This is a genomic window from Arthrobacter globiformis, from assembly GCF_030818015.1.
In the GTDB taxonomy this organism is placed as follows: Bacteria; Actinomycetota; Actinomycetes; order Actinomycetales; family Micrococcaceae; genus Arthrobacter; species Arthrobacter globiformis_C.
The window spans coordinates 4,757,364-4,782,355 of sequence record NZ_JAUSZX010000001.1 but is presented as its reverse complement, the minus strand read 5'-3'; the positions used below and the strand labels follow the sequence as shown (position 1 = coordinate 4,782,355).

Annotated in this window: 21 protein-coding genes and 1 pseudogene; 14 read left to right on the top strand and 8 right to left on the bottom strand. The window is 67.1% G+C overall.

Translation table 11 applies throughout. From position 1 onward, the window contains the following. Position 1: 1 nt before the first annotated feature. A complete protein-coding gene (clpB, locus tag QFZ23_RS22330) occupies positions 2–2,659 on the top strand; it encodes an ATP-dependent chaperone ClpB (protein ID WP_306926335.1) in 2,658 nt (885 codons plus the stop codon). A 15-nt stretch (positions 2,660–2,674) separates the two neighbouring features. Here clpB and QFZ23_RS22325 read toward each other — a convergent pair whose 3' ends face one another. Beyond that, positions 2,675–3,418 carry a septum formation family protein gene (locus tag QFZ23_RS22325; RefSeq protein WP_306926333.1) on the bottom strand — a complete coding sequence of 248 codons (744 nt, stop codon included), beginning with the start codon at positions 3,416–3,418 and terminating at the stop codon, positions 2,675–2,677. 325 nt (positions 3,419–3,743) lie between these two features. On the opposite strand from QFZ23_RS22325, the gene QFZ23_RS22320 reads away from it, so the two are divergent. Together QFZ23_RS22320 and QFZ23_RS22315 are read left to right on the top strand one after the other, a co-directional pair. Then, positions 3,744–3,977, top strand: coding sequence for a DUF3073 domain-containing protein (locus QFZ23_RS22320; RefSeq protein WP_306926331.1), 234 nt, complete (start codon positions 3,744–3,746; stop codon positions 3,975–3,977). 266 nt (positions 3,978–4,243) lie between these two features. Further along, the gene (locus tag QFZ23_RS22315) at positions 4,244–5,029 is read left to right on the top strand and encodes a VOC family protein (RefSeq protein ID WP_306926330.1); all 786 of its coding nucleotides are present in this window, start codon (positions 4,244–4,246) and stop codon (positions 5,027–5,029) included. Positions 5,030–5,044: 15 nt separating this feature from the next. Here QFZ23_RS22315 and purM read toward each other — a convergent pair whose 3' ends face one another. Genes purM through uraD form a run of 6 tightly spaced genes read right to left on the bottom strand, consistent with a single transcriptional unit; the run spans position 5,045 to position 10,157 of the window. Beyond that, positions 5,045–6,208: a phosphoribosylformylglycinamidine cyclo-ligase gene (gene purM / locus QFZ23_RS22310; protein WP_306926328.1), complete on the bottom strand. Its 1,164-nt coding sequence runs from the start codon at positions 6,206–6,208 to the stop codon at positions 5,045–5,047. Next, positions 6,205–7,938, bottom strand: a complete 1,734-nt coding sequence (gene purF, locus QFZ23_RS22305; protein ID WP_306926326.1) for an amidophosphoribosyltransferase — start codon at positions 7,936–7,938, stop codon at positions 6,205–6,207. Before purF ends, purM begins: the two co-directional genes overlap by 4 nt. A 47-nt stretch (positions 7,939–7,985) precedes the next feature. Next, a complete protein-coding gene (locus QFZ23_RS22300; RefSeq protein WP_306926324.1) occupies positions 7,986–8,408 on the bottom strand; it encodes a hypothetical protein in 423 nt (140 codons plus the stop codon). A gap of 47 nt (positions 8,409–8,455) precedes the next feature. Continuing rightward, positions 8,456–9,313: a fumarylacetoacetate hydrolase family protein gene (locus tag QFZ23_RS22295; RefSeq protein WP_306926322.1), complete on the bottom strand. Its 858-nt coding sequence runs from the start codon at positions 9,311–9,313 to the stop codon at positions 8,456–8,458. An 11-nt stretch (positions 9,314–9,324) separates the two neighbouring features. Next, complete coding sequence (gene uraH / locus QFZ23_RS22290; RefSeq protein WP_003803028.1) at positions 9,325–9,663, bottom strand: hydroxyisourate hydrolase; 339 nt, start codon at positions 9,661–9,663, stop codon at positions 9,325–9,327. Continuing rightward, entirely contained in the window at positions 9,660–10,157 is a 498-nt protein-coding gene (gene uraD, locus QFZ23_RS22285) for a 2-oxo-4-hydroxy-4-carboxy-5-ureidoimidazoline decarboxylase (protein ID WP_306926320.1), read from the bottom strand. Before uraD ends, uraH begins: the two co-directional genes overlap by 4 nt. A gap of 438 nt (positions 10,158–10,595) precedes the next feature. Between uraD and QFZ23_RS22280 the strand changes: the two genes are divergently transcribed. The 10 genes from QFZ23_RS22280 (at position 10,596) to QFZ23_RS22235 (ending at position 23,319) form a co-directional block, all read left to right on the top strand. Next, a complete protein-coding gene (locus tag QFZ23_RS22280; protein WP_306926319.1) occupies positions 10,596–11,279 on the top strand; it encodes a response regulator transcription factor in 684 nt (227 codons plus the stop codon). After that, complete coding sequence (locus tag QFZ23_RS22275; RefSeq protein WP_306926317.1) at positions 11,276–12,676, top strand: sensor histidine kinase; 1,401 nt, start codon at positions 11,276–11,278, stop codon at positions 12,674–12,676. The genes QFZ23_RS22280 and QFZ23_RS22275 overlap by 4 nt, the downstream gene beginning before the upstream one ends. Positions 12,677–12,740: 64 nt before the next feature. Then, positions 12,741–13,325 (top strand): TetR/AcrR family transcriptional regulator, encoded by a 585-nt coding sequence (locus tag QFZ23_RS22270; protein ID WP_306926315.1) that lies wholly within the window; start codon positions 12,741–12,743, stop codon positions 13,323–13,325. Positions 13,326–13,769: 444 nt separating this feature from the next. Further along, positions 13,770–15,488: a choline dehydrogenase gene (betA, locus tag QFZ23_RS22265; RefSeq protein WP_306926313.1), complete on the top strand. Its 1,719-nt coding sequence runs from the start codon at positions 13,770–13,772 to the stop codon at positions 15,486–15,488. A gap of 4 nt (positions 15,489–15,492) precedes the next feature. Next, positions 15,493–17,040, top strand: a complete 1,548-nt coding sequence (locus QFZ23_RS22260) for an aldehyde dehydrogenase family protein (protein ID WP_306926312.1) — start codon at positions 15,493–15,495, stop codon at positions 17,038–17,040. 154 nt (positions 17,041–17,194) lie between these two features. Beyond that, positions 17,195–18,835, top strand: coding sequence for an APC family permease (locus QFZ23_RS22255; protein WP_306926310.1), 1,641 nt, complete (start codon positions 17,195–17,197; stop codon positions 18,833–18,835). 57 nt (positions 18,836–18,892) lie between these two features. Then, entirely contained in the window at positions 18,893–20,041 is a 1,149-nt protein-coding gene (locus QFZ23_RS22250) for an S-(hydroxymethyl)mycothiol dehydrogenase (protein WP_306926308.1), read from the top strand. Then, a complete protein-coding gene (locus QFZ23_RS22245) occupies positions 20,038–20,658 on the top strand; it encodes an MBL fold metallo-hydrolase (protein ID WP_306926306.1) in 621 nt (206 codons plus the stop codon). Before QFZ23_RS22250 ends, QFZ23_RS22245 begins: the two co-directional genes overlap by 4 nt. Positions 20,659–20,763: 105 nt before the next feature. Further along, entirely contained in the window at positions 20,764–23,115 is a 2,352-nt protein-coding gene (locus tag QFZ23_RS22240) for an FdhF/YdeP family oxidoreductase (protein WP_306926305.1), read from the top strand. A 3-nt stretch (positions 23,116–23,118) separates the two neighbouring features. Beyond that, complete coding sequence (locus QFZ23_RS22235; RefSeq protein WP_306926972.1) at positions 23,119–23,319, top strand: IS3 family transposase; 201 nt, start codon at positions 23,119–23,121, stop codon at positions 23,317–23,319. A gap of 277 nt (positions 23,320–23,596) precedes the next feature. On the opposite strand, the gene QFZ23_RS22230 is transcribed toward QFZ23_RS22235, so the two are convergent. Then, positions 23,597–24,631, bottom strand: coding sequence for an AAA family ATPase (locus QFZ23_RS22230; protein WP_306926303.1), 1,035 nt, complete (start codon positions 24,629–24,631; stop codon positions 23,597–23,599). A 154-nt stretch (positions 24,632–24,785) separates the two neighbouring features. On the opposite strand from QFZ23_RS22230, the pseudogene QFZ23_RS22225 reads away from it, so the two are divergent. Then, positions 24,786–24,911 (top strand): annotated as a pseudogene (locus tag QFZ23_RS22225) (DUF2188 domain-containing protein); the annotation flags it as partial. Between the last annotated feature and the right edge of the window lie 81 nt (positions 24,912–24,992).

Genomic DNA, 24,992 nt, shown 5'->3' with positions numbered 1-24,992 from the left:
TTTGGACGTCAAATTCACCACCAAGAGCCAGGAGGCTCTTTCGGCTGCCGCCATGAACGCCTCCACGGCCGGGAACCCGCAGGTGGAACCTGCCCATCTGCTCAAGGCACTGATGGATCAGCGGGAGGGTGTCGCCGTCGCACTCCTCCGCGCCACCGGAGCGGACCCGGACGCTGTCAGCGTCCAGGCCAGTACCGCCATCAAGGCACTGCCCGCCACGTCCGGAAGCTCGGTCCAGCAGGCCCAGCTGTCCCGGCCTTCCCTGCAGGCGATCCAGAACGCCCAGAACGAGGCAGACAAGCTGGGCGATTCCTTTGTCTCCACCGAGCACCTGCTGCTGGGGCTCTCGGCCGGAAGCGACGGCGTGGGCAGGCTGCTGCGCGACGCCGGCGCGTCACACGAGGCGCTGGCGGCGACCCTTCCGGGTGTCCGCGGCGACCGCAAGGTCAACTCGCCCGATCCCGAAAACACCTTCCAGGCCCTGGAGAAGTTCGGCACCGACCTCACCGCTGTGGCGCGTTCCGGGAAGCTCGATCCGGTCATCGGCCGTGACAGTGAAATCCGGCGCGTCGTGCAGGTGCTCAGCCGCCGGACTAAGAACAACCCCGTGCTGATCGGCGAACCGGGCGTCGGCAAGACCGCCGTCGTTGAAGGGCTGGCGCAGCGGATGGTCGCCGGCGACGTGCCCGAGAGCCTTCGCGGCAAGACCCTGATCGCCCTTGACCTGGCCTCCATGGTGGCCGGCGCCAAGTACCGCGGCGAGTTTGAGGAGCGGCTCAAGGCCGTCCTCGAGGAGATCAAGAACTCCGAAGGCCGGATCGTCACGTTCATCGATGAGCTGCACACCGTGGTTGGGGCCGGGGCCAGTGGCGAAAGCGCCATGGACGCCGGCAACATGCTCAAGCCGATGCTGGCCCGGGGTGAGCTGCGGCTGATCGGTGCCACCACCCTCGACGAGTACCGCGAGAACATCGAGAAGGACCCCGCCCTGGAGCGGCGCTTCCAGCAGGTGTACGTCGGTGAGCCCAGCGTGGACGACACCATCGGCATCCTCCGCGGCCTGAAGGAGCGGTACGAGGCCCACCACAAGGTCGCCATTGCCGACTCCGCGCTGGTGGCTGCCGCGACGCTGTCCAACCGCTACATTTCCGGCCGGCAACTCCCGGACAAGGCGATCGATCTCGTGGACGAGGCCGCCTCCCGGCTGCGGATGGAGATCGACTCCGCCCCGGAGGAGATCGACCAGCTACAGCGCTCCGTCGACCGGCTCACCATGGAGGAGCTCGCCCTGCAGGGCGAGACAGACGCCGCGTCCGTCGAGCGCCTTGCGGCCCTGCGGGCCGACATGGCAGACAAGAAGGAGCAGCTGGCTGGCCTGAACGCCCGCTGGGAGGCGGAGAAGGCCGGCCTGAACCGCGTGGGCGACCTGAAGGCAAAGCTGGATGAGCTGCGATCCACGGCGGACAAGGCGCAGCGCGAGGGTGACCTGGAGACAGCGTCCCGGATCCTTTATGGCGAAATTCCTGCACTGGAGCGCGAACTGAACGCCGCCGCTGAGGCCGAGGCCGCCGTCGCCGATAAGTCCGCCCTGATGGTGGCGGAGGACGTCACCGCCACTGACATCGCCGAGGTCATCGCGGCGTGGACCGGCATTCCGGCCGGCCGTATGCTGCAGGGCGAAAGCCAGAAGCTGCTGCACATGGAGGAGGAACTCGGCAAGCGGCTGATCGGCCAGTCCAAGGCCGTCACCGCCGTGTCCGACGCCGTGCGCCGTGCCCGGGCCGGCATCAGCGACCCCAACCGGCCCACCGGCTCCTTCCTGTTCCTCGGCCCCACCGGCGTCGGCAAGACCGAGCTCGCCAAGGCGCTTGCTGACTTCCTGTTCGACGACGAGCGCGCCATGGTGCGGATCGACATGTCCGAGTACAGCGAGAAGCACTCCGTGGCACGTCTCGTCGGCGCACCGCCCGGCTACGTCGGCTACGAGGAGGGCGGCCAGCTAACCGAGGCCGTCCGCCGCCGGCCATACTCCGTGGTGCTGCTGGACGAGGTGGAGAAGGCCCACCCCGAGGTGTTTGACATCCTGCTGCAGGTGCTCGACGACGGCCGCCTCACCGACGGCCAGGGCCGCACCGTGGACTTCCGCAACGTGATCCTGGTGCTCACCTCCAATCTGGGCAGTCAGTTCCTCGTTGACCCGACGCTGGATGCGAACGCCAAGCGCAATGCGGTCATGGCCACGGTGAACGCCTCTTTCAAGCCGGAATTCCTGAACCGGCTGGACGAGGTGGTGCTGTTCGATCCGCTGTCCGTCGAGGAGCTCGCCCGCATTGTCGAGCTGCAGGTGGCGGAGCTGGCCAAGCGCCTGCACGAGCGGCGCCTCTCGCTCGAGGTCACCGAAGGCGCCCGTTCCTGGCTGGCGATGTCCGGCTTCGACGCGGCATACGGCGCCCGGCCGCTGCGACGCCTCGTGCAGCGCGAAATCGGCGACCGGCTGGCCAAGGCCATCCTTGCCGGTGAAATCTCCGACGGCGACACGGTCCTGGTGGATACTGCCGCGGACCTTGGGGAACTCACCGTCGAGGGCATGGAAGCACTCTCCGGGCCCGACGGCGGCGCTCTGCTGGGCAGCGGCCTCACGGTCCGCCGCCGGGACTAGGGCCAGGGACCAGGGCTACGGGAGCAGGCTTGCCTTGATGATGTTGCCTGACGCGGTGACGTAGCAGTCCACGCGGCGGTCGCCCTTGGCCCAGCTGGCCGTGCTCGGGTAGGCGAGGCGGTAGTTCAGGTTGTAGGCATTGGACTTCTCCGTCAGGGTCGCCGTCTGGCACGTCTCCCTGGCCCTGGTCTTCAGGGCGTCCCGGCCCGGGTACGCGTCACCGTCGGCGTAATGCGTGACCGCGACCAGCTGGGCGGAGTGGTCTGAGGTGCACGCAACCACGGTGGATTTGGATGCCTCGGGGTCGAAGTCCTTGAAGCAGTCGCCTGCCCGGAAGTCCAGCGGGCTCACGTTGGCCAAGGGCAGGCTGGGCCGGGGCGACGCCGCCGGCGGGGCGGGGGAGGGCTTCGCCGCCGCTGCCTCGGGCCGGTTGGCTGCCTGCATGGTGGCACTGGCGAGGAGTGACGTCAGGAGCCACACGAGCAGGCCACCCACCACAAGCAGCGCAGCGACAAAACCGGCCTTGAGCAGGGTTTGCCGGACCTCGGTCTGCGCGAGCCGGGAACGGATCGACCCGGGCAAGCTTTTGATCTGGGCAGCCCAGGGTTGGGCTTGTTTCGGCTCGGCTGATTCTGGCCCTGCTGCTTTGGGCTCCGCCGGTTCGCGGCCGGCTGGTTTGGCGTCAGCCGGCTCGGGCTGCACGGCGACGGAGCGGACCGGCCCGCGTTCCCGGTCGTGGCTAGGATCGTTGTCATTCATATTGGGCGGCACCCCTTCCTGGCGTTCGCTCGGCGTGGGGATCCGGTATAAATGCGTTTCCGCGGTGTGGCCCTGGCGGCCCGTTACCGGATTCCCATGCCCGCTTAATTCAGTCGTTCAGGAGACTCTATCGAACAAAAAATTTCTGCGAGCCCCGGATTGCCGCGGAGAAGCGGGCTGCGGCGGCCTCCGGCGGCCTGCGTGGCAAGCAGATGCCGCCGAAAGCATGTAATCTAGGGGTACGACAAATTGACCAAACATTCCGGGGCCTCACCGATCGCCAAAGGTGACCACCTCCGGTCCAAGTACAAAAGGGGGTCACGCCATGGGGCGCGGCCGTCAAAAGGCAAAAGCTACCAAGCAGGCTCGGGACATCAAGTACTACTCCCCGAACACCGATTATTCGGCCCTACAGCGCGAGCTCACGGGTCCGGGAAGTCGTGCCACGAGCCATTTCGCGAATGACCCGGTCGAGCCGGACTATTCAGCCTACGTGGATAAGTACGCGGATGATTTGGATGAAGACGACGACGAGGTAGACAGCCGTCGTATCGGTTAGTCGTTCCTGCTGAACTGCCGCAAGGCAATTGGCTGAACGCCGCCGTCGTGCACCTCCTGGGTATTTCCCGCATTCGGGTTGCCCGTTTCCCTGCTTTACCCGGAAATCCGGTCATAGCCAGAGACTTGGCCGCAGGGGAAAGTCCGGTGCCGCTACAGCTATCAGGCCCGTTTGGGCACGCCAGTCTTTGGTGTGCCCAAACGGGCCTTTTTGTACCCCATGGGAACTAGGCTGGAGGGAACTCAGCCAACGAAAGGTACGGACGCATGGTTCAGCGCAGCGGGTACAGCCTCGGAGAGCTCTGCTGGGCGGACGTCCAAACGCCCGACGTGGCTGCCGCCAAGGCCTTCTACGCCGCCGTGTTCGGGTGGCGCTACGAGGACCTGCCGACTCCGGACGGCCGCAGCTACGCGAAGGCCTTCCTGGATGACGACCTCGTCGCGACGGTGGCACCGCAGCCGCAGCACGGTGGTTCAGAGCGGCCCGCGCAGTGGAACGTCTACTTCGCCACCGATGACGCCCGGTCCACCGCGGAGGAAGCTGACCACGCGGGCGGCACGGTGCAGTTTGGGCCGGAGGACATCGGGGACACCGGAACCATGGTGTTCGTGGAGCCGCCGGGCGGCGGCGCCACCGGCATCTGGCAGGCCGGTACCCATCTGGGCAGCGGGCGGCACAACGAGCCCGGCGCGTTCGCCTGGGCCGAACTGATCACGCCTGAGCCGCAGGCCGCCGTCGGATTCTTCCAGCAGCTGTTCGGGCACGAGGTGACCGAATACCCCCAGGACGACGGCGGAACCTACACCACGCTGATGGTGAACGGGGCGGAGGTGGCGGGCGTCGCACCTGCTCCGGAGGAGGACGGGGACGGCGAAGACGGCAGCCGCGGCTGGCAGGTCTACTTCGGTGTCTCCAGCGTTAAGGAAGCGGTGCTGTCCGCCGTCTCTGCCGGAGCCGAGGTGCTGGTGGAGCCGGAGTTCGACGACGACGGCGGCACCATCGCCACCCTGAAGGACCCCCAGGGCGGCGTGTTCAGCGTCCTGCAGGTCTAGCCGTCAGGGTTTTGGTTACGCGTAGGCGTTGACCAGCTGGACCGCGCCGCCGTCCACACCCTTGGCGCCCTGCACGTAGTCCGGCCCGGTCCTGACCACGGCGTCGGAATCGGTGCTGACGGCACCCATGATCCAGGACGGCAGGCCGCGCTCGTTCAGGCGGGCCACGGCGGCGTCCGCAGCTTCGGCGGAGACCACGGCCACCATGCCGACGCCGAGGTTCAGCGTGCGCTCCAGGTCGGGCAGCGGGACGCGGCCCAGCTCCGAGACGAGCTTGAAGATGGCGGGCAGCTCCCAGGTGGAGCGGTCAACGGTGGCCACGAGGCCCTGCGGCAGCACGCGGGCCAGGTTGGCGGCCAGGCCACCGCCGGTGACGTGGCTGAAGCCGTGCACAGCCTTGTCCGCGGTGACGGGGAAGGCCCGCGTGAGGTCCAGGCAGTCGGCGGCGTAGACGCGGGTGGGTTCGAGCAGTTCCTCGCCCAGCGTGCGGCCGAGTTCGGACACCTGGCGGTCCAGGGCCCAGCCGGCGTGGTTGATGACGCGCCGGACCAGCGAGTAGCCGTTGGAGTGCAGGCCGGAGGACGCCATGCCGATCACCACGTCGCCGGCCCGGACGCGGTCCGGTCCGAGCAGTGCGTCGGCTTCGACAACGCCGGTGGCGGCGCCGGCGACGTCGTACTCGTGTTCGCCCAGCAGGCCGGGGTGTTCGGCGGTTTCGCCGCCCACCAGCGCGGTGCCGGCCACGGAGCAGGCGGCAGCGATGCCGCGGACGATGTCCGCGATGCGCTCCGGAACCACCTTGCCGCAGGCGATGTAGTCGGTCATGTACAGCGGCTCGGCGCCTACCACCACGATGTCGTCAACCACCATGCCCACGAGGTCGTAGCCGATGGTGTCGTGGATGTCCATGGCCTGGGCGATGGCCACCTTGGTGCCTACACCGTCCGTGGACGTGGCGAGCAGGGGCCTCTTGTAGGTGAGGAGCTTGGAGACGTCGTACAGGCCTGCGAAACCGCCGACACCGCCAATCACCGATGCGTTGTGGGTCGCCTTGACGGCGTCCTTCATGAGCTCGACGGCGCGGTCGCCGGCCTCGACGTCCACACCGGCGGCCGCGTAGGTGATGCCGGTGTTGTTCTGGGCAGCATTCATGTCAGCAGTGGAGGAAGCGGAAGTCATAGGGACTCTTTCTTGTCAGCGCCGACGGTCGCAGCGTCGTGGTGGAGATCGGGCACGCGGTCGGCGTCGGTCAGCAGGTTCTCGAGTTCGGAATCCGGTCCCGGGTCACAGCCCGTGGCGCCCGGCTTTTCCGCGGGGTCCTCGGTCACCGGGATGTTGTCCGGGTTGCCGGGGGTGGCGGCAGCCGGTTCGATGGCGGCGTCGGCGGCAGCGTTCGCTGCCGAACCGGCGGGAGCGGCGCCGGACGAGGCAGGCAGGCCGCCAAGGTCCGTGCGCTCCAGGAGGTTCTTGCCGAGCTTGTCGGCGCCGGGCAGCTCGATGGGGTACTTGCCCGTGAAGCATGCCGTGCAGAGCCGTTCGCGGGGCTGCTGGGTGGCGCCGATCATGCCGTCTTCGGAAATGTACGCCAGCGAATCGGCGCCGATGGCCTGGGAGATCTCCTCGATGGTGGCGCCGTTGGCGATGAGCTCTGCCCGGGAGGCGAAATCGATGCCGTAGAAGCAGGGCCACTGGACCGGCGGGGAGGAAATCTTGACGTGGACGGCGGCGGCGCCGGCTTCGCGGAGCATCCGGACGATGGCGCGCTGGGTGTTGCCGCGGACGATCGAGTCATCCACCACCACCACACGCTTACCGCGGATCACGGACTCCAGGGCGTTGAGCTTCAGCCGGATGCCCAGCTGGCGCAGCGTCTGCGACGGCTGGATGAATGTGCGGCCCACGTAGGAGTTCTTGACGAAGCCGTGCGCGAACGGGATGCCGGATTCCTCGGCGTAGCCCACGGCCGCGGGGGTGCCGGACTCGGGGACCGGGATGACGATGTCAGCGGTCTGGGTGTTCTCGCGTGCCAGCTGGCGGCCCATCTCCACGCGGGATTCGTAGACGGAGCGTCCGGCGATGGCGGCGTCGGGACGCGCGAGGTAGACGTATTCGAAAACGCAGCCGGCCGGCGTCGGGTCCGCGAAGCGGCTGGACCGCACGCCCTGCTCGTCGATGGCGATGAACTCGCCGGGCTCGATCTCCCGGATGAAGCTGGCGCCAACAGTGGCGAGGGCGGACTGCTCGGAAGCGACCACCCAGCCGCGCTCCAGCCGGCCCAGGCAAAGCGGGCGGATGCCGAAGGTGTCGCGGGCTGCGTAAAGCGTGCCTTCGTCCATGAAGACGAAGCAGAAGCCGCCGCGGATCTTGGGAAGCAGTTCGAGGGCGGTCTGCTCGAGGGACTTGCCCTCTTCGCCTTCCAGCAGCGCCGTCACCAGGGCGGTGTCGGAGGTGTTGCCCTGCTTCATTTCGCCGCTGAGCTGGCCGCCGTTGCGCTCAAGGATCATGGCGTTGAGTTCGGCCGTGTTGGTGAGGTTGCCGTTGTGGGCCAGGGCCACCGTGCCGGTGGCGGTAGCGCCCAGCGTGGGCTGCGCGTTGGCCCAGTGGCTGGCTCCGGTGGTGGAGTAGCGGCAGTGGCCGACGGCCAGATGCCCGGTCAGGGTGTTAAGCGTGGTCTCGTCGAAGACCTGGGACACGAGGCCCATGTCCTTGTAGACGTTGATCCGCTTGCCGTCGCTGGTAGCTATACCAGCCGACTCCTGACCGCGGTGCTGCAGTGCGTACAGCCCGTAGTAGGTGAGTTTTGCTACTTCTTCACCTGGTGCCCAGACCCCAAAGACGCCGCAAGCGTCCATCGGGCCTTTTTCGCCAGGGAGAAGATCATGAGAAAGTTTTCCATCGCCGCGTGCCACTGGTCGATTATCTCACGTCATGGGGTAAGGAAATTCCGGCCGCCGGATTATGACCGCTGGCCGGGCTCGCCGTCGTCCGTGGTCCGCTCCGGGGCAGTGCCGGGTTCGGTGCCTGGCGCCGTGCCCGGTTCTGTGGCTGGCGCCGTGCCTTCGGCAGAAAGTTCCGCTTCGGGCACGGCTTCGACGACGCCGCGGCGGGCGCGGCGCACGCTGGCCCGGTCCAGCACCAGGGCGCCAACTGCGCCGAGAATCACACCGGCCGCGGCGCACGGCACCATGAAGAAGCCGTACACGGCGCCGCGGTCGTAGCTGGCATCGCCGGGCAGGGCGTACGCAATGACCGCCGCCGCGGCGAACCCCACCAGCCCGCCCAGGATCAGGAAGGGAACATACTTGGGGGCGCGCCGGACGGTGATCTCGCGCCGTTCGGGAATTTCGCGCCGTTCAGGGGTGGGCTGGTCGGAAGACATGCCATCTAGCCTACTGTCATCCAAGCTGCCGGCCTGCCCCAGCGGGTTCAGGCCTGCGGTCCCGCCGGCACCAGCCGCTGGTGCTGTTCGCCCAGGAGGTCCCCGCCGGACATCCGCATGACGTCCCCGGCTTTCAGGTACGGGAAGCGGCCGGACAGTGCCACGCCCTCCGGGGTGCCGGTGGTGATGAGGTCGCCGGGTTCGAGCACCATGTACTGCGAGAGCCGGCGGACCAGTTCGGCCGGTCCGAAGACCATGTCCGCCGTCGAGCTGTCCTGCCGGACCTCGTCGTTGACCCAGGAAGCGAGGCGGATACCGTCTGCCTGCACCGCGGCGGCGGGCACCAGCCATGGCCCCACCGGGTTGAAGGTGGGGCAGGACTTGCCGAGGGACCACTGCGGCCCCGAGTGCTCCAGCTGGTACTCGCGCTCGGAGACGTCGTTGGACAGGACGTAGCCGGCGATGCAGTCGGCCGCCTCGGCGTCGGATGCCAGGTAGCTGGCACGACGGCCGATGACCACGCCCAGCTCCACCTCCCAGTCCACCCGCTGCGCCCCTGGCGGGATGACGACGTCGTCGTCGGGGCCCACCACGGTGTTGGGGTGCTTGAAGAAGATGATGGGGCGCTCCGGTACGGGCAGGCCGGATTCTGCGGCGTGCGCGGCGTAATTCAGTCCCACACCGATCACGGCGCCGGGCCTGGCGATGGGTGCGCCGACCCGTTTGCCGTCGACGGTCACCCGGGGGAGGCCGGTCAGGTCCAGGTCCGGCACCTGTCCGGTCCAGGTCTGCAGGAAGTGCCCGTCAATGTCCCGGGTGACCGGCCGCAGGTCGTAGGCCTGGCCGTCGTCGTCGACGGCCACCGGAACCTCCTGGCCCGCCGGGCCAATGCGCATCAGCCGCATGCTGTCTCCTCTCAGCTGCCGCGGTAGGTGGAGTAGGCGAACGGGCTCAGCAGCAGCGGCACATGGTAGTGCTCGGTGCCGGTGACCTCGAAGACCAGGTCCACCTCCGGGAAGAACGTCGTGCCGCCCTGCTGGGCGTAGTAGTCGCCGGTGGCGAAGTTGAGCCGGTAGTTCCCGGGGGCAAGGACCTCCGGTCCCAGGTCCTTCGCGCGGCCGTCCGCATCGGTGGTGCCGCTGCCCAGCTCTGTCCAGCTTCCGCCGTCGTTCGCGTAAAGCACGACGGCGATACCCGCCGCCGGGCGTCCGGCGCCCGTGTCCAGAACGTGGGTTGTCACGTGGGAAACGCTCATTCGCTGATCACTCCTTCCAGGCGCAGCAGGGCAATTTCCCGCAGCTGCTGCGCAACAATGACGTCTTCCTGCGACGGGGTATTGGCCAGGCGCTCGTTCAGCGCTGCCAGGATTTCGGGGGCGGTGCGGCCGGCGGCGCGGATCAGGAAGACCCGGCCGAACTTTTCCTCGTACGCACGGTTGCCGCGCGCCAGGGCGTCGGCCACCTCCGTGTCCGCCGGATCCACGCCTGCCTGCTCGGACCGGGACATGGCGGCCTCGGTGGTCTGCGCGGCGGGGCGTTCGCCGATCCGCGGGTGGTGTGCCATGGCACCTTCCACCTCATCCGGGGTGAACGGTGCGGCGGCAGCCCGGGCTCCGTCAAGGAGATCGCGGAGAGAGGCGAACGGGCGCGCCTCGGCAATCTGGTCCACCCAGCGCGGGACGTCGATGCAGGGGCGCAGGACTGCGCTGGCAGTGTCCCTGTCCGCGGCATTGAATTCGGCAAGCTTCACGTTGTGATCCTCAAGCAGATGCTGGCATCCATGGTGACGGCTATGCGGAGGTCCGGGTCCTCTCCCGGCGATCGACATCCCTCGTCAGGGAGTGCCGAGTTCCGCATCATGGAACTGTTATTTCAGCATACGTAATAGTAGAGCCGAGCTTGTCCGTCGGTGTCAAGAGACACTACAACAGGGATTGAGCGTGAACGCTCCTTCAGTTTCCGTCCGGTTCCGGCCAACGCTCCCGCACTCGGTGCGGAAGGGGTCGGGTTTTCCTGCAGGATCTGCGGAAGGGTCGGTGTTTGGGGTGCAGGGTCTGAGGGAGGGTTTGGGGACGGAGGGGGTGGTTGGGGCCCTCGACGGCCCAAGAATTGTTAAAGCTCGGAGAAGTAGGCTGTTCAAGCCGTGGCTATCCGCCGCGGTACCGTTCCGGCCGGAAGATAATCGGACATGCAGATCCTGGTGGTTGAAGACGACGAATCGGTGGCCGCCGGTGTGCTGGAAGGCCTCACCAGGGCCGGTTTCCAGGCCCGGCATGTCGCCGACGGGGCAGGGGCGCTCGCCGAGGTCCGCTCCTCCAGCCCTGACTTCGTGCTCCTTGACTTGGGGCTGCCGGACATGGACGGCACGGACGTCTGCCGGTCCATCCGGTCCCTGACCATGACGCCGATCATCGTTGTCAGTGCCCGCGACGAAGAGATCGACCGCGTGCTGGCCCTGGAGTTGGGGGCAGACGACTACCTCGTGAAGCCGTTCGGAATGCGGGAACTCATCGCGCGGATTCGGGCCGTGGCCCGCCGCACGGCCGACCAGCAGTCAGAGACCGCTCCGCCGGCCGACGGCACCCGCGTGATCGGCACGCTCAGCATCGACCAGCGCTCGCGCAGGGTCGTGGTGGACGGAACCGAAATCCACCTCACCGCCAAGGAGTTCGAGCTCCTGTACTACCTGGCGGAGGACCCCGGCGCCGTGTGCCAGCGCAGCGACATTCTGCGCGCAGTGTGGGACGGCACCTGGTACGGAACCACCAAGACCCTGGACGCGCACGTGGCCGCGATCCGGAAGAAGCTTGGCAACCCCCGCTGGATCGAGGCGGTGCGCGGCGTCGGATTCAGGCTGGATGTGCCCGGATGAGGTGGCGGCTGATTGGCGCGTTCATGGCCATCACGCTCCTGGTGGTGCTGGTGCAGGACATTCCGCTGGGCAGCTACCTCGTGCGGGTGGAACGCGACCGGCTGGCCACCTCCCTTGAACGCGACGCCTTCCTGCTCAGCGGGCGGGCACGGCAGCTGCTCGAAACGGGCGGTCCGGAACCCGGGACGGTGGCCACGGCCGTCCGCGATTACGGCCGTGCCAGCGGCGCCCGCGTGGTGGTGGTGGACCGCGCCGGTACAGCGGTGGCAACGTCCGACGACGACCAGTCGTCCACCGGGTCCTCTTACCTTTCGCGCCCAGAAATTGCCGCCGCCCTCGCCGGCCAGATCACCTCGGGCAAGCGGCACTCCGACACCCTGGGAATCGATCTCGTGTACGTCACGGTTCCCGTCCTCAGCGGCGAGAACATCACCGGTGCGGTGCGCCTGACCTACCCGGCCTCCGTGGTGGACGACCGCGTGTCCGGCCAGCTGAGGGTGATGTGGGCGGTAGCGGGCACCACCGTGCTGCTTGCCGGGCTGCTGGCCTACCTGATGGCCGGCGCCGTGACCAGGCGGATCAAGCGGCTGCAGAAGGCCACCGAACTGCTGGCGGAAGGAAACCTCGCCACCCGCACCGAGGAGGAGCAGGGCCCGCCGGAGCTGCGCACCCTGGCTCGTTCCTTCAACCAGATGGCGGACCGGCTGGAGCACCTGCTGCAGCAGCAGCGGGGATTTGCCAGCGACGCATCCCACCAGCTGCGCACCCCGCTGACGGGACTGCGGCTGCGGCTGGAGAATGCGGTGGACGCCGTCGGAAACGATCCCGACGGCGCGCGCGTCATGGTGGCCGACTCACTGGAGGAGACGTACCGGCTGCAGCGCATCATCGACGGCCTGCTCCTCCTGAGCCGGGCCGACAGCCGCCACGTTGACCGGGAGGATGTGGACCTCAGCGAGATCGCCCGGAACCGCGTGGAGCAGTGGGAGGCGCTGGCCGAGGAAAACGGAGTTCGGACAGTGCTGGACGCGGTTCCGGAGGCGAGGGTGGTGGCCATGCCGGGCGCGGCGGAACAGATCATCGACAACCTCATCGACAACGCCCTGGCCGTGGCGCCGCCGGACTCGGAGATCCGCCTTGTGGTCCGCCCGGACGGTGCCTCCGCCGGCTATGAGCTCCACGTGCTCGACGACGGTCCCGGGCTTTCCGAGGAGGACCGGCACCGGGCCTTCAACCGCTTTTGGCGCGGCCAGTCGACGTCCGAGGGCAGTGGCCTTGGCCTGGCCATCGTCCAGCAGCTCGCCGAGGCCAGCGGCGCGGCGGCGTCCCTTGCGTCCAGGCCCGGCACACCGGGCCTGGACGCCCGTGTTACATTCAAGGCAGCCCCGCGCCCCTGACCGGAATTCGACCATCGCCCGGACAGCGGATGCACCATAACGGGTTTCGCCATATTCTGGCCAAGTGGATACAAGCACCGTGAACTCCGGCGAACAGGTTGACCGTCAGGAACGCATTCTCGAAGCGGCGCTGGGCCTGCTGTCACGCCACGGCATCTCAGGTGTGAATATGCGCGCTGTGGCCCGGGAAGCCGGCGTCGCGCTGGGGCTGGTGAATTACTACTACGAGGACAAGTCGAGCTTGATCCGTGCGGCCTTGCACCGGATTGACGAGCGCGACCTTAAGCTCGTTGCGCCCGACCCGGCATCGGCCCCGGACGAACAGCTCCAGAAAGCCCTCCGGCGTGTTGCGGACCCGGAATTGCTGACCACACAGCACCTCTCCCTGCGCCTCCATCTTTGGGCGCTCGCGCAGGCCCATGAAGACTTTGCCCTGATAAATGCGGCAGCTTTTGAGCGGTATCTCGATGGACTCGCGGCGCTGATAGGGAATGCCAAACCCGAGCTTTCCGGCGAGGAATGCAGGGAGCGGGCGGCTGACATCGTTGTCGTGCAAAACGGGATGTGGCTCACGGCGCTCCTGGGCGTGGATGAGGCATCCATCCGGAGGAGCATCGCCCGGACGGAGCAGATCGCCTTCGCCGCGTAGCGGATACAGGCCCTAGCCAAAACAAGTACGGCTGAAACAAGCACGGCTCTGCCTCCGGCGGACTGCGTTCAAAATTTCTTGAACATCAGTTCAGTTTTAACCTTGAACACTTGTTCAAGGTGGACTACTCTGCATGTGTATGACCTACACCACACAAACGGGGTCCCGCGGAAATAAAGGCGTTTCATCGGCGGCTTCCGGTTCAGGCCAGACTTTCGGTTTCCGGACCAGGGAAAACTCCCCTCACCGCGACTCCCTGACCATCTCGTCAACCCCCACGCCGGGTTAAGGACCACTCAATAACTGACCCATTCCCCGGTCCGCGCTGCACCAAGCACGTAGGGGATTCCACAACTTTCCGGGGCACCAGGTGTATCGCCAGCTTCCGGATGAAGGACAACCCGCCCCGGCGGTTGATCTGCACCAGGTAGAAGGAGATTTTGCATGACACAGACCAATTACGACTACGTCATCGTCGGCGGCGGAAGCGCGGGTTCCGTGCTCGCCAACCGCCTGAGCGACGGAGGCCAGAGCAGCGTCCTGGTTCTTGAGGCCGGACGGAGCGACTACCCCTGGGACCTTTTCATCCAGATGCCCGCCGCACTGACCTTCCCCAGCGGCAACCCGTTCTATGACTGGCGCTACGAGTCCGATCCCGAGCCCCACATGGGCGGCCGGCGCGTGGCGCACGCCCGCGGCAAGGTCCTGGGCGGCTCGAGCTCCATCAACGGCATGATCTTCCAGCGCGGAAACCCGCTCGACTACGAGCGCTGGGGCGCCGACGCCGGGATGGAAACATGGGACTTCGCACACTGCCTCCCGTACTTCAACCGGATGGAAAACGCGCTGGCCGCCGACCCCGACGATGAACTGCGCGGACACTCCGGCCCGCTGGTGCTGGAGCGCGGCCCCGCCACAAACCCGTTGTTCCAGGCCTTCTTCGCCGCCGCCCAGGAAGCCGGCTACCCCCTGACCGACGACGTCAACGGCTACCGCCAGGAGGGCTTCGCAGCGTTCGACCGCAACGTCCACAAGGGCCAGCGGCTCTCCGCTTCCCGCGCCTACCTGCGGCCTGAATTCGGCCGGAAGAACCTGACCGTCCTGACCCGTGCGCTCGTCACCAAGGTCAACTTCAAGGGCAACGTGGCCACCGGCGTCACTTACCGCCGCAACGGCAAGACCCACCAGGTGACTGCGGGTGAAGTGATCCTGGCCGGCGGCGCCATCAACACCCCGCAGCTGCTGCAGCTCTCCGGCGTGGGCAACGCAGCCCACCTGAACTCGCTGGGCATCAACTCCGTGGTGAACCTGCCCGGCGTCGGCGAAAACCTCCAGGACCACCTCGAGGTCTACATCCAGCACGCCTGCACCCAGCCGGTCTCCATGCAGCCCAACCTGGACCTGTGGCGCTACCCGCTGATCGGGCTGCAGTGGATGCTGGGCCGGAAGGGTCCGGCCGCCACCAACCACTTCGAGGGCGGCGGCTTCGTCCGCTCGAACGAGGACGTGGCCTACCCCAACCTCATGTTCCACTTCCTCCCGGTTGCCGTCCGGTACGACGGCCAGAAGGCCGACGCCAAGCACGGCTACCAGGTGCACATCGGCCCCATGTACTCTGACGCCCGCGGCAGCCTGAAAATCAAGTCGACCGATCCCACAGTGCACCCGTCTATGCTGTTCAACTATCTCTCCACTGAGCAGGACCGCCGCGAATGGGTCGAGGCGATCCATGTTGCCCGCGACATCCTCGGCCAGTCCGCCATGGGGCCCTTCAACGGCGGGGAGCTTTCCCCCGGCCGGAGCGTGCAGACGGATGCGGAGATCCTTGACTGGGTTGCCCGCGACGCCGAGACGGCGCTGCACCCGTCCTGCACCGCGAAGATGGGCCCGGACTCCGATCCCATGGCGGTGGTGAACCCGCTGGACATGACCGTGCACGGCACACGCGGCCTCCGGGTTGTGGACGCCTCGGCCATGCCGTACGTCACCAACGGCAACATCTACGCCCCGGTGATGATGCTCGCCGAAAAGGCTGCGGACCTGATCGCCGGCAAGGCGCCGCTCGCTCCCCAGCACGCCGAGTTTTACCGGCACGGCGTGAGCCCGCTGGAACGCGGCGGATCCGTGCCAGCAGCAGCCGCTGCCGTGACGGTGAAGGGCTAAAGGCATGAGCGTGACGATCGATACTCAACTGGATCTCGCCCGCGGCCTGTACATTGACGGCGCCTGGCAAGAGGCGTCCGACGGCGGGACCACCACTGTGCGCTGCCCGGCGGACGGGCGCGAGGTGGCGGTCGTCGCCTCGTCGACGGTGGAGGACGCGGAGCGGGCGATCGGCAGTGCCCGGGCCGCGTTCGACGACGGCCCGTGGCGCCGGCTCACGGACATGGAGCGCGGCGCTGTCATGCTGCGCGTTGCGGAGCTCCTTGAGCGGGACAAGGCCACCTATGCGCGGGCCGAGGCGCTCGACACGGGCAAGCGGCTCGTGGAGGCCGAGTACGACATGGACGACATCGCCGCGTGCTTCCGGTACTACGGCAAGGTCGCCGGGCTCGACGCCGGCCGTGTCATCGACACCGGCCGGGCGGACGCGATCAGCCGTGTGGTGTACGAACCGCTCGGCGTCTGCGCGCTCATTGCGCCGTGGAACTACCCGCTCCTCCAAGCGGCGTGGAAGGTGGCGCCGGCACTCGTGGCGGGGAACTCGTTCGTGCTCAAGCCAAGCGAGCTCACGCCGTCGACCTCGATCCTGCTCATGGAAACCCTCGCAGAGGCGGGCGTTCCGGCCGGCGTCGCGAATCTGGTCACCGGATCCGGATCGAGGGTGGGCGGCCCGCTCAGCTCCGATCCGCGCGTCGACCTCGTATCCCTGACTGGGAGCCTGTCCACGGGACAAACGATCATGGCTGCCGCCGCCGAAACAGTGAAGCGCGTCGCCTTCGAGCTCGGGGGCAAGAACCCGAACGTCGTCTTTGCGGACGCGGACTGGGACGCCGCCGTCGACAACGCCCTGACCGCGGTGTTCCTGCACTCCGGCCAGGTTTGCTCGGCGGGGGCGCGGCTCGTCATCGAGGAGACGATTGCCGAGCGTTTTGTGGCCGAGGTGGTCGAACAGGCGAAGAAGATCCGTATGGGGGGACCGTTTGACGCCGACGCCGAGACAGGGCCGCTCATCTCGGCCAGGCACCGCGATCAGGTCCACGCCTACGTCCAGGCCGGGATCGCGGAAGGCGCAGAGCTGTTGTGCGGCGGCTACATCCCCGACGACGGGCCGCTTGCGGACGGCTTCTTCTACCCGCCCACCGTGCTCGGCAACTGCCGCTCGGGGATGAGCGTGCTGCAGGAGGAATCGTTCGGCCCGGTGCTGACCGTGGAGACGTTCCGGACCGAGGCCGAGGCCGTCGCGATCGCAAACGACACTGAGTACGGACTGGCCGGCGCGGTGTGGACGTCGGACGCATCGAAGGCGCAGCGCGTCGCGGGCGCTCTCCGGCACGGAACGGTGTGGATCAACGACTACCACCCGTACGTTCCGCAGGCGGAATGGGGCGGTTTCGGGAAGTCCGGGATCGGCCGTGAGCTAGGCCATGCCGGCCTGGCCGAGTACCGCGAAGCCAAGCACATCTGGCAGAACATCGCCCCCGCCCCGAGCGGATGGTTCGGCTCAGCTCCCGGGGAAGCCCTCGGGGAAACGGGGGCGGGCACGGCCGGCTAGGCATCAGCTTTTTGGGGGAGACGGCCGGGCGCTGCAGCGCAGTGGCCGGCCGTCGATTTTCAGCTGCGTGCAGTATCCACTGCGTGTAGTGTTATCCGCGTCCAAAGGCGGCCGCGGGTCATCACCATCGTGCTTATCTGACTTAGGAGTTCAGATGTTGGAACCCAGCAAGAGTACTGATTCAAGCGGCATGGACGAGTTCGGCTATGCCCAGACCCTGGACCGGAGCATCGGCAAGTTTGCCAGCTTCGCCGCCGGCGTCAGCTACATCTCCATCCTCACCGGCGTTTTTCAACTGTTCTACTTTGGTTTCTCCATGGCCGGCCCTGCCTACGCGTGGTCCTGGCCCATCGTTTTCGTCGGCCAGCTGATGGTAGCGCTGTGCTTCGCCGAACTGGCAGGCCGCTATCCCGTGGCAGGCTCGGTCTACAACTGGGCGAAGCGCCTCGCCTCCGGGACCTCGGCCTGGCTTGCCGGCTGGCTGCTGCTGCTGTCCTCCATCATGGCGCTGGGGTCCGTGGCGCTTGCCCTGCAGATCACCCTGCCGCAGCTGTGGTCCGGATTCCAGATCGTCGGCGACGGCACCGGACCCTTTGACTTCGCCGTCAACGGCGTGGTCCTGGCCACCATCATGATCACCATCTCCACTCTGATCAACGCGTTCGGTGTGAAGCTCATGACCCGGATCAACAGCATCGGCGTGTTCGTTGAGCTGATCGCGGCCGTGCTGCTCATCCTTGCGCTGGGCTGGCACGTGGTGCGGGGACCCGAGGTCTTCTTCGACACCGCGGGGTTCGGCGAGGGCCACGACCTCGGCTTCTTCGGTGTGTTCCTCATCGGAGCGATGGCGTCAGGCTACGTCATGTACGGCTTCGACACCGCCAGCTCCCTCGGCGAGGAAACGAAGGACCCGAAGCGCACCGCCCCCAAGGCCATTCTGCGCGCCGTCACGGCTTCCTTCCTGCTGGGCGGGCTGATCCTGCTCTTCGGCATCCTGGCCGCGCCGGACCTCACCGACCCCAAGATAGGCGCGGCCGACGGCGGCCTGCAGCACATCGTGCTCTCCGTTCTCGGCGGACCCTTCGGCAAGGCCTTCCTGGTGTGCATTGTGGTTGCCGTGGTGGTCTGCACGCTGGCCGTGCACGCCGCCGCCATCCGCATGATGTTTGCCATGGCCCGGGACAACAACCTGCCGTTCAGCCGCCAGCTCAGCAAGGTGGACCCGGTCCGCAAGACCCCCACCGTTGCGGCCATCGTGATCGGCGTCCTGGCCGTCATCCCGCTGCTGGTCAATGTCATGCAGCCGGCGATATTCACGATCCTGTCCAGTATCAGCATTGTCCTGATCTACATGTCCTACCTGCTGGTCACGGTTCCCATGCTGCGCAAGCGCCTCCTGAAAAAGTGGCCGGGCGCCGGCGACCACTCCGAGGCCGGTTTCAGCATGGGTAGGTGGGGACTGCCCGTGAACATCCTTGCGGTCCTGTGGGGCGGTGCCATGACGCTGAACCTGATCTGGCCGCGCCCCGAAATCTACAACTCGGTGCCGCCCTTCGAGTGGTACCTGCAGTGGGGCGGGGTCCTCTTCGTCGCCGCCGCAACTGCCGGCGGGGCGCTGCTCTACCGATTGAAGATCAGGCACCAGACGGGCATTCTCGCAGAGCATGCCACAGTGCACGCCGCCTCGTTCCCGGTGCCCGCCCAGGATCCGACCGCCCGCGTCGACACCAGCAGCACGGCGAGCGAAACGTCCGGTCCTCGGGACGGGGATTTTGAACCGCAGCGAGTCGGTTAGATTGGCTGAGGTGCCGTAGCCAAAGGGCCCCCGGGCTCAGGAAAGGAACGCGATCTTATGGTTCATAAAGTGAAGGCTGTTGTTGTCAGGGCGAAGGATGCTCCGGTGTCGGTGGAGACGATCCTGGTGCCGGATCCGGGGCCGGGTGAGGCGTTGGTGGATGTTCTGACGTGCGGGGTGTGCCATACGGATCTGCATTACAAGCTGGGCGGGATCGGGGATGAGTTCCCGTATCTGCTGGGTCATGAGGCGACCGGTGTTGTCTCTGCCGTGGGTGAGGGTGTCACTGAGGTCGCGGTCGGTGACCGGGTGATCCTGAACTGGCGTGCGGTGTGCGGGCAGTGCCGGGCGTGTGCGAAGGGCCAGCCGCAGTACTGTTTCAACACGGCCAACGCGACGCAGAAGATGACCCTGGAGGACGGGACCGTGCTGTCCCCGGCGTTGGGGATCGGGGCGTTCGCGGAGAAGACCCTGGTCGCTGCCGGGCAGTGCACGAAGGTCGATGAGGACGCCGACCCGGCCGCGGTGGGTTTGCTGGGGTGCGGTGTGATGGCCGGCATCGGCGCGGCGATTAACACCGGTGAGGTCAAGCGCGGCGAGTCCGTGGCGGTGATCGGCTGCGGCGGGGTGGGGATCGCCGCGGTTGCCGGGGCGAAACTCGCCGGCGCGACGACGATCATCGCCGTGGACATCGATGAGAACAAGATCGAGATGGCGAAGTCCCTGGGCGCGACGCACGGGGTGAACTCCCGGACCGCGGACCCGGTCGAGGCGATCCGGGAGCTGACCGGCGGGAACGGGGCCGATGTGGTGATCGAGGCCGTCGGCCGCCCGGAGACGTACAAGCAGGCGTTCTACGCCCGCGACCTCGCCGGGCGTGTGGTCCTGGTCGGGGTGCCGACCCCGGAGATGGTCCTGGAGCTGCCGCTGCTGGATGTCTTTGGTAGGGGCGGGTCGCTGAAGTCCTCCTGGTACGGGGACTGCCTGCCCTCCCGTGACTTCCCGATGCTCGTCTCCCATTACAAGCAGGGCAACCTGGACCTGGACGCGTTCGTGTCCGAACGGATCACCATCGACCAGGTCGAGGAAGCCTTCGAGAAAATGCACGAAGGCAAGGTCCTGCGCTCCGTCGTCGAAATCCAGCCCGGCACCGGAGGAGCGGCCTCCACGGCAGCTGCTGCCCAGTCTGCAGGGGTATCCGCATGAGCGTCACAATCGAGAACCTCGTCACCTCGGGCACGTTCTCCCTGGACGGCGGGACCTGGGATGTGGACAACAACGTCTGGATCGTGGGCAACGAGGAGGAATGCGTCATCATTGACTCCCCGCACGACGCCGCCGCGATCATCAACCAGGTCCGGGGCCGGAAGGTCCTGGCGGTCCTGCTCACGCACGCGCACAACGACCACATCGGCGCCGCCCGCGAGGTCGCCGACGCCGTCGGCGCCCCTGTCTGGCTGAACCCGGAGGACCAGGTCCTCTGGGAACAGGTCTACCCCGGCACCACCGCCGACCGGGAGATCGCGGACGGGGACGAGTTCCAGGTCGCCGGGGCCACGCTGAAGGCGATCCACACCCCGGGCCACTCACCGGGCTCCACCTGCTTCCACCTCGAAACCGAGAACACCGTGTTCACCGGGGACACCCTGTTCAACGGCGGACCCGGCGCCACCGGCCGCTCCTACAGCGACTACCCCACCATCCTGACCTCCATCCGCGAACGACTCCTCACCCTCCCCCCGGACACAACCGTCAGGACCGGACACGGGGACAACACCACCATCGCCGCCGAACGCGAAACCCTCGCCAAGGCCGCGCAGTAAGCAGTAAAGACAAGATCGCCACACGCAAGGCGCGCCAGGAATACCTGGCGCGCCTTAGTGGCGATCAAAACAGGCACGAAAGCAGCCGGTTAGGAAGTTGGAACAATGAAGTTCGGGAAGCAGCCCGCCCCCGTCGCGGACATCAACGAGGACGAGCTCGAAGTCCACAAGCCGAAGACCGAAGCGGCCGGCGTCAAGGCCGTGATGGTGGCGCTGGAACGCGCGGTGGCGCAGGCCGGGGTGACCCGCACGGCGCAGTCGCTGCTGCGGCTGAACCAGCGCGGCGGTTTTGACTGCCCGGGCTGTGCGTGGCCGGAGTCGGACAAGAAGCGCAAGGCCGCCGAGTTCTGCGAGAACGGCGCCAAGGCCGTGGCCGAGGAGAATACCCTGCGGACCGTGGGTGCGGAGTTCTGGGCTAAGCACTCGATCGCGGAGCTGTCGGAGAAGACCGAGTACTGGCTGGGCAACCAGGGCAGGCTCAGCGAACCGGTGGTCATCAGGGAGGGGGAGACGCACTACTCTCCGATTTCCTGGGCGGATGCCTTCGAGCTGATCGGGGAGCACATCCGGGCCAGCACGCCGGACCGCTGCCTCTTTTACACCTCGGGCCGCACGGCGAACGAGACAGCGTTCATGTACCAGCTGTTCGCCCGGTCCCTGGGCACCAACAACCTGCCGGACTGTTCCAACATGTGCCACGAGTCCTCCGGCTCCGCGTTGAACCCGACCATCGGCATCGGCAAGGGCACGGTATCGCTGGATGACATTCACGACGCCGAGCTGATCTTCGTGGTGGGGCAGAACCCCGGCACCAACCATCCCCGCATGCTGTCCGCGCTGAAGGAATGCAAGGACAAGGGCGGCAAGGTGGTGGCGGTGAACCCGCTGCCCGAGGCCGGCCTGTTCAACTTCCGTGATCCGCAGACGCTCTCCGGCGTGGTGGGCGGCGGCACGCCGCTGGCCGACGAATACCTGCAGATCAAGGTGGGCGGCGACCTCGCCCTGTTCCAGGCCCTCGGCCACCTGCTGCTGCAGGCCGAAGAGCAAAACCCGGGGACCGTCGTCGACCGTTCCTTCATTGCGGCGCAGACCGACGGTTTTGAGGCGTACGTCGAAGCCCGCCGGGAACTGGACTGGGAGGAGACGGAGCGGGCCACGGGCCTGAGCCGGCAGCAGATCGAGGACGTGGCCGCGATGCTGGTGGCGTCCAAGGCCAGCATCTTCTGCTGGGCGCTGGGCGTTACCCAGCAGCCGCACTCGGTGGACACCATCAAGGAGATGGTCAACGTCCTCCTGCTGCAGGGCAACTTCGGAAAGCCCGGTGCCGGTGCGTGCCCGGTGCGGGGACATTCCAATGTCCAGGGCGACCGGACCATGGGTATCTGGGAGAAGCCGAAGGAGTGGCTGCTGGAGGCCCTCGACAAGGAGTTCGGCATCCAGTCGCCGCGGCACCACGGCCACGACGCAGTGGAGTCCATGGAGGCGTTCGAGCGCGACGAGGTGGACGTGTTCGTGTCCATGGGTGGGAACTTTTCGCTGGCGTGCTCGGACACGGAAACCCTGGAAGCCGGGATGCAGCGGATCGGCCTGACCGTCCACATCTCCACCAAGCCCAACCGGTCGCACGTGGTGCACGGCCGCACCTCGCTCATCCTCCCCACGCTGGGCCGCACGGACAAGGACGACAAGCACCCCAAGGGCGCCCAGTTCCTGTCCGTGGAGGACTCCATGTCCGTGGTCCACTCCACCCAGGGCAGGCTGCAGCCGGTCTCCGAGCACCTGCTCGCTGAGCCGGTCATTGTGGCGCGGATGGCCGAGGCCACGTTCGGCCCGGATCATTCCGTGGACTGGAAGGCCATGGCCGAGGACTACGACGTGGTCCGCGACCACATCTCCCGGGTCCTGCCCGGGTTCGAGGACTTCAACGCCCGGGTCCGGACCAAGAACGGCTTCGTGCTGCCGAACCCGCCGCGCGACACCCGCTCCTTCGCGACGGACATCGGCCGCGGTCGCTTCACGGTCAGCCCGCTGGAGTACCTCACGCCGCCGTCCGGCCACCTGGTGCTGCAGACCATCCGCAGCCACGACCAGTACAACACCACGTTCTACGGCCTGGACGACCGCTACCGGGGTATCTCCGACGGGCGCCGGGTGATCCTGGTGCACCCTGAGGACCTGGCCGAGCAGGGCTTCAAGGACCGCGACCTCGTGGATGTGGTGAGCACCTTCCAGGGGACGGACCGGCGCGCGGAGAAGTTCCGGCTGGTGGCCTACCCGACGGCCAAGGGCTGCGCCGCGGCGTACTTCCCCGAAGCCAACGCGCTGGTCCACAAGGAAAACGTGGCCCGGGTGTCGAACACCCCTGGCTTCAAGGCCATGTTCGTCCGCTTCGAGCCGCACGCAGGCGGGACTGCGGCTGCCGAGGCCGGTGCCCTGGAGCCGGCTTCAGCTAGCTGACCCATTCCGCACAAGAACGGCCCCGCTTCCTTTGAACTGCTCCCCGGAATCTTCAAGAAGAACCATGGCCGGTACGGGCACCGCCGCATCCACACGGAACTGCTCAACCAGGGCTGGGCGGTCGCGAAGAAGACCGTGCTGAAGCTGATCCGGGCACTCGAGCTGCTTTGCCAACCATCGGCACCTCCCCGAACCCGGCTCTGACCAACACTTCGTTGCGTGAAGCCCTAACCTGCCTGGAGCCTGGTCAGCAACCGCTCGTGCATTCCGATCAGGGCTTCCAATACCGCCACGCCTCGTGGTGGAGTCTCCTCGGGCGCAGGTGCGATCCTCGAGGGCCTGGGCCCGGTGCAATACCGGGCCCAGGCCCTCGCGGCTTAGGATCTTATTTGGCCAGTCCAACTTCTGGGGACCAGTTCAGTTGTGCTTTTCCCGCTCGGGGGCGGGACGGGCATTCGCCTGGCAGCCGCCGCAGGTCCGGTCAGACCAGCCAGCGCCACCAGCGTGACCGCTCCGGTTCCGGCGTCGGTTCCGGCTCCGGCTCCTCGCCCAAGGCCAGCGCGGCCTCGACGATGTCGTCCGCGGTGAGCGTCATGACGGCCTCACGATCGAGCGCGTCGAGACTTTGTTCCTCGTCGAGCGACAGCCGCAGCGCCTGGCGGTTGAGCGCCTGCTCGAACAGCGTGCGGGCGAACCGTGCGTTGCCGGAGTCCTCGCCCGCGTGGAGCCCGGTGAGGATGCGGCGCAGCGTCTGGTCCGCACCCGGCTCCAGTGTGTACTCGTGCTGGACCAGCATCTGGTGGAAGATCGTCTGGAGTGCGTCGACGGAGTAGTCGGGGAACGTGATCTCGCGGGCGAACCGGGAGCGCAGTCCGGGGTTCGAGAGCAAGAAGGACTCCATCAGCCGCGGGTACCCGGCCACGATCACGACCAGTCGGTGGCGGTGGTCCTCCATCCGCTTGAGCAGGACCTCGATCGCCTCGGGGCCGAAGTCCGTCCGGCCGTCTTCCGGGGCCAGCGCGTAGGCCTCGTCGATGAACAGGACGCCGTCCAGCGCACGCCGGATCACCCGGTCCGTCTTGATGGCGGTCGCGCCGACGTACTGCCCCACCAGGCCAGAACGGTCGACCTCGACCAAGTGGCCCTTCTGCAGCAGACCGACCGCGCGGTACATCTCGGCCAGGAGCCGCGCCACGGTGGTCTTGCCCGTGCCCGGGTTTCCGAGGAACACCAGATGCTGTGATGTGGCCACCTCCGGCAGGCCGTGCGTCTTACGGCGGGCCTGGACCTGGAGCAGTGCGACGAGGGCCCGCACCTGTTCCTTCACGGTCTCCAGTCCGACCAGCGCGTCGAGCTCGGCCTGCACCTCGGACAGTGGCCGGGCCGGCCCGGGCCTCGCACCGATGAGATCGCCGACCAGGTCGTCGACGCGCTCCGAACCGTGCAGCTTGAGCTGATCGGTCAGATGGCCGATGGTTTCGCGCAGGTCGTCGAGCGGATTGCGGCTGGCAGCCATGCATCCACTGTAGTACTCGATTCCCGACCGGGGTGGGGGTTGGCCCCACCAGTATCAATTCCCTTTTGGTCGTAGTACTCACGCGGTACAGGCAGTCTCCGTTGGATAATGCTGGCACGGCCGTGCTTTCGGTGCTGGCTGCGGCACTAAGGATGAAACGATAGCTGCCGGCCGGGACGCTGCCCAGGCCGACAAGGTGGAGCACGTCATCAAGAACCAGGACGGCAACATTGCCGAGAAGAATAGCCATGGCAACGACCCCAGGAACGTTCCGGGTTGAGTGGCACGTCGACCTGGGGTGGATGCATCAGATGTAAACATCAACCAGGCAATGAGCCGATGGCGGAGGTGGCCGGTCCCA

Bases quoted from the DNA above. Each gene is read 5' to 3' on its own strand.
- QFZ23_RS22250 (WP_306926308.1), top strand. From the start codon at position 18,893: ATGGTTCATAAAGTGAAGGCTGTTGTTGTCAGGGCGAAGGATGCTCCG.
- QFZ23_RS22245 (WP_306926306.1), top strand. From the start codon at position 20,038: ATGAGCGTCACAATCGAGAACCTCGTCACCTCGGGCACGTTCTCCCTG.
- QFZ23_RS22260 (WP_306926312.1), top strand. From the start codon at position 15,493: ATGAGCGTGACGATCGATACTCAACTGGATCTCGCCCGCGGCCTGTAC.
- QFZ23_RS22295 (WP_306926322.1), bottom strand. From the start codon at position 9,313: ATGCGGCTGATGCGCATTGGCCCGGCGGGCCAGGAGGTTCCGGTGGCC.
- QFZ23_RS22240 (WP_306926305.1), top strand. From the start codon at position 20,764: ATGAAGTTCGGGAAGCAGCCCGCCCCCGTCGCGGACATCAACGAGGAC.
- QFZ23_RS22320 (WP_306926331.1), top strand. From the start codon at position 3,744: ATGGGGCGCGGCCGTCAAAAGGCAAAAGCTACCAAGCAGGCTCGGGAC.
- QFZ23_RS22230 (WP_306926303.1), bottom strand. From the start codon at position 24,631: ATGGCTGCCAGCCGCAATCCGCTCGACGACCTGCGCGAAACCATCGGC.
- QFZ23_RS22325 (WP_306926333.1), bottom strand. From the start codon at position 3,418: ATGAATGACAACGATCCTAGCCACGACCGGGAACGCGGGCCGGTCCGC.
- QFZ23_RS22300 (WP_306926324.1), bottom strand. From the start codon at position 8,408: ATGTCTTCCGACCAGCCCACCCCTGAACGGCGCGAAATTCCCGAACGG.
- QFZ23_RS22255 (WP_306926310.1), top strand. From the start codon at position 17,195: ATGTTGGAACCCAGCAAGAGTACTGATTCAAGCGGCATGGACGAGTTC.
- QFZ23_RS22275 (WP_306926317.1), top strand. From the start codon at position 11,276: ATGAGGTGGCGGCTGATTGGCGCGTTCATGGCCATCACGCTCCTGGTG.
- uraH (WP_003803028.1), bottom strand. From the start codon at position 9,663: ATGAGCGTTTCCCACGTGACAACCCACGTTCTGGACACGGGCGCCGGA.
- QFZ23_RS22315 (WP_306926330.1), top strand. From the start codon at position 4,244: ATGGTTCAGCGCAGCGGGTACAGCCTCGGAGAGCTCTGCTGGGCGGAC.
- QFZ23_RS22280 (WP_306926319.1), top strand. From the start codon at position 10,596: ATGCAGATCCTGGTGGTTGAAGACGACGAATCGGTGGCCGCCGGTGTG.
- purM (WP_306926328.1), bottom strand. From the start codon at position 6,208: ATGACTTCCGCTTCCTCCACTGCTGACATGAATGCTGCCCAGAACAAC.
- betA (WP_306926313.1), top strand. From the start codon at position 13,770: ATGACACAGACCAATTACGACTACGTCATCGTCGGCGGCGGAAGCGCG.